The organism is Okeania sp. SIO2B9, assembly GCF_010672505.1.
Lineage (GTDB): Bacteria > Cyanobacteriota > Cyanobacteriia > Cyanobacteriales > Microcoleaceae > Okeania > Okeania hirsuta.
This window is the reverse complement of the sequence record NZ_JAAHGK010000701.1, coordinates 1-4,062: the sequence shown is the minus strand read 5'-3', so window position 1 is coordinate 4,062 and position 4,062 is coordinate 1. Positions and strand designations below refer to the sequence as shown.

3 protein-coding genes are annotated in these 4,062 nt (G+C 32.5%); all 3 read right to left on the bottom strand.

Annotated features, from left to right (window positions below; all coding sequences use genetic code 11):
• Positions 1-95: 95 nt before the first annotated feature.
• Entirely contained in the window at positions 96-314 is a 219-nt protein-coding gene (locus tag F6K13_RS21935; RefSeq protein WP_287288373.1) for a hypothetical protein, read from the bottom strand.
• Positions 315-382: 68 nt separating this feature from the next.
• Positions 383-2,563 (bottom strand): response regulator, encoded by a 2,181-nt coding sequence (locus F6K13_RS21930; protein WP_205127648.1) that lies wholly within the window; start codon positions 2,561-2,563, stop codon positions 383-385.
• A gap of 21 nt (positions 2,564-2,584) precedes the next feature.
• Positions 2,585-3,814: a cache domain-containing protein gene (locus tag F6K13_RS21925; protein ID WP_124146545.1), complete on the bottom strand. Its 1,230-nt coding sequence runs from the start codon at positions 3,812-3,814 to the stop codon at positions 2,585-2,587.
• Positions 3,815-4,062 lie beyond the last annotated feature (248 nt).

Genomic DNA, 4,062 nt, shown 5'->3' with positions numbered 1-4,062 from the left:
CCATAAATGACGCTCCACATCATTAATTTCTTGAATATTAAGTTGATTAAGACGAATAGCATTTACATTTAGTTGATTAACCAAATGGGGAGTCTCTAAAAAATATTCAGTTTCTGCTGAATACGAGCTGTAATTTCGTTTTGTAACTGATTAGCTAGGTCGTTGATAGCGCGCTTACCATTGGTAAATGAAAGATATCCCACTAATCCTACTGTTGCTATAATTTGCAGCACAAATGGGACAATGACTACGACTCGTAGGGGGAGTTTTGGTGGGGATTGATAAAACAGAGGGTTTAATGGTAACTTTGGCATGGTAGCGATCGCTAATTTTTTCCTACTTACATTTCAATTATACAGATATAATTTGCTCAAGTTTTTGATTATTTTTGATTCCAGATTGTAATTCCTTGCCAGTTCGTAGGTGTGCCCTCTGATAAAAAATTATTCACTCGTTGTAAATAAATTTCTGTGACTTTATCATTTGGATTTACTGTTAATACTTTTTGGAAATATTTCTTTGCCATGGTAAATTCTTGTTGTTGATAATGTAAAACTCCTTGAGCAAAATTTGACTTAACCTGTCTTTTTAAGTTTAGCAAAGATTCGGTTTCTCCATCCATAACTTCATAAATTTTAATGGGATGATTCCGCCCTTTCACCTGGACTCGATCTAAAAATCTAATTTGATATTGATTTGCATCTACTAAATTATTAAATACTGCTTCACTAATAATGATAGAAACGCCATAAAATTTTGTTAATCCTTCTAAACGAGCAGCTAAGTTTACATTATCTGAAAAAGCATCACCTTGGATTCTTGCTTGTTCTCCCACCATACCTACCATCATTTGTCCAAAGTGAATGCCGATGCCAATTGAAATAGGTTTATAACTCTGATTTTTCCTAATAATATTGTATTCTACAACTTCTTTTATTTTGGCAATACCTGCCTTGACAGCATCATCTGCTCCATTAGGAAATACAGCCATCATTCCATCTCCTAAATATTTTACTATAAATCCATAATTATCTCTAACTTTTGGACTGACACGCCCTAAATATGAATTAACAAAGTTAAAGTTTTCTTGGGGTGTCATTGTTTCTGAAAGAGCGGTAAAAGACCGAATATCAGAAAACATTACTGCCATTTCTTTACTTACATGATTGCCTAATTCTACATCAATTATAGAGTCTTTTTTGAGGAATTTCATAAACTCGTCAGGCACAAAACGACTATAAGAACTGTTGATTTGAGATAGTCTAAAATGAGTTTTAAGTCTGGCAATTAGTTCATTTTTAGAAATAGGTTTAGTCAGATAATCATTAGCACCTACATTCAATCCTTCTACTAAATCGTAAACTTGATTTTTAGCAGTCAACATCAGAATTGGTAACTCACTAGGTAAGAAATTTTGTCGCAATTTTTGTGTAACTTCATAGCCAGTCATTTTTGGCATCATTACATCTAATAAAATTAGATCTGGCTGACAACCTTGTTCAATTATTTTCAAAGCTTCTATACCATTCATTGCTTGAACTATGGCATAATTTTGGAGGGATAAAATATTGACGAGTACCTGTAAGTTTACTGGTTCATCATCGACAATCATAATTTGAAATCTTTGGACGGTTTCTAGTGGTTTGATTGTATTATTTTTTGACTCTTCTTGAATAAGAATCTCTTCTTCTTTTTGTTCAGTTATAGCTATATTATTAGCATCTGTAAATCTTGATATATTGGAATTGTTACTAATAGCAATTTCTGTAGATATTGGCAGAGTAAAAGTAAATTGAGAACCTATTTCAATTTGAGATTTCACCCAAATTTTTCCTCCGTGCAATTCCACCAGTTTTTTAGTAACTGCTAAACCTAAACCAGTACCTCCATATTGACGAGCTGTGGAACCATCATCTTGTTCAAATGATTCAAATATTCTGTATAGTTTATCTTCTGCAATACCAATACCAGTATCAGAAATAGTAATTGCTAATTGTTGGTTTTTGAGAATTGGATGCTGACTATTGAACTGGGAATTTTCTTGTTGATTAATAATCTCTACCGATATCTCTACTTTCCCAGTATCTGTAAATTTAATCCCATTACCAATCAGGTTATATAAAATTTGATGCAGGCGATTTTCATCAGCATAAACTGGAGGTAAATCAACAGGAATAGAATTAACTAATTCTAAAGTTTTAGTACCTATTAAAGATTGACAAAGAGTAACAACTACTTCTGTTATTTCTCTGATTCCTACAGGTTTTAACTGCAACTCCAGATTTTGATGTTTCAGTTTAGCAAAATCAAGAATATCATTGACTAAATCTGTAAGTCGATGACCACTTTGAGCAATCATTAATAAATTTTTTTGCTGTATTTCCGATAATTCTCCTGTTGCTCCATCTAACATTGATTCAGCAATTCCAATCATTCCATTCAGAGGAGTACGAAGTTCGTGAGAAGTATTTGCTAAAAATTCATCTTTAAGTTTATCTAATCTTTGTAAGTCATCATTTTTCGCTTGTAGAGTAGTAAATGATTCTTGTAATTGTACAGCCATTGTATTAAATGAATGGGCTAATTATCCTAGTTCATCAGAGTGTTTAATATCTACTTTTTGTTGCCAATTTCCTTGAGTAAAATCCCTAGCTGCTTTATTTAAGCTGATAATTGGTTGAATCACCCATCTAGAAGTTAAAATTCCACCAAGTATTGCTAATCCTAAAGCTGCTAACCATAATAAAATTGTATTGCGTCTTTGAATATTAATTTCTTCCATAAAATCTGCTTCTGGAACTACTACTACAATAATCCAGTCAATACCTAAACCATATTTTACAGGTTTGATTTCTAGGAAGTGACGTTGATTATTAAACTTAAAACTTAGCTGTTGACTTTGATTGATTTTAGTCAGGCCAAAGAAGGTTTTCTGTAAGTATTGAGCTGAAGCTTGAATTACAGGTACATTGCTTTCTAAAGCTGGCAGTCGTTGTAAATTTTGTTCATTACCTGGAGTCATAAATAGCTCTTCTGAAATGGATGTAGCCACTATTAATCCAGAACGTTCGACAATAAATACTTTTCCGGATTTACCTATCTTTAGCTTAGTTAAAAATTGACTGATTTTATCAAGAGTTAAATCTACACTAAGTACACCTTTACGAATACCTTTTTCATCATAATAAGGTAATCCATTAGAAATGCCAAAATTATCTCCATCTATCCAAGGATAAATTTTAGTCCAGGTAGGATTTCCCGCTTCGATAACAGCTTGATACCAAGGTCTATTCCTCGGATCGTATGGAAAACTTTCAATTCGTGGTTGGATAATATTTCCCTGTCGATCAAGAGTATATTGTTCTAGATTTCCTGCTGTTAAATAATCGCTAATTCCTAATTGTAAACTTTGATCCTCTAATCTAATTAACCATACTACTTCTCCTTCGGTAGAGCCAAAACTAATACTACTAATATTTGGAAATAGTTGCATTTGTTTAAATAAATATTGTTGCCAATCCCAGAGTTTTTCTGCATCTAAATTATTGATACGAATAGCATCTCTATTAACTTGATTAATTAAAGGAGGAATTTTTAGATAGCTTTCTAAATGTTCATCAACACGGGTTGTCACTCCATTGAGTAACTGACTAGCAACATTATTGACCGCCTTTTGTCCATTGCGTAACGAGAGCCATCCGGTCAAACCTACAGCAAACATAATTTGCAGCACAATAGGTAATACAAAAACTTTACGTAGAGAAGCTTTTCGATATTTATTCTTATTTGAACTATCTAAATATTGAGTAGGCATAAGTAAATTAATTATGGTATTACTATGATTTTTAAATTGTCGAAAAAAAATTAAAATACTATACTTACCATAGCAAATTTTAAATTAATTTGATACATTTATGGATGATTTAATTGAATTGCCTTTAATCATTTTGAAGAAGGAAGAACCAAGAAGCAAGAAGCAAGAATAAAAAAGTAGATGGGGTGGGTTTGTAGACAGGAAGTGGCAGGTCGTTAACTATGCCCAACCAATTGTAGACACCGCAA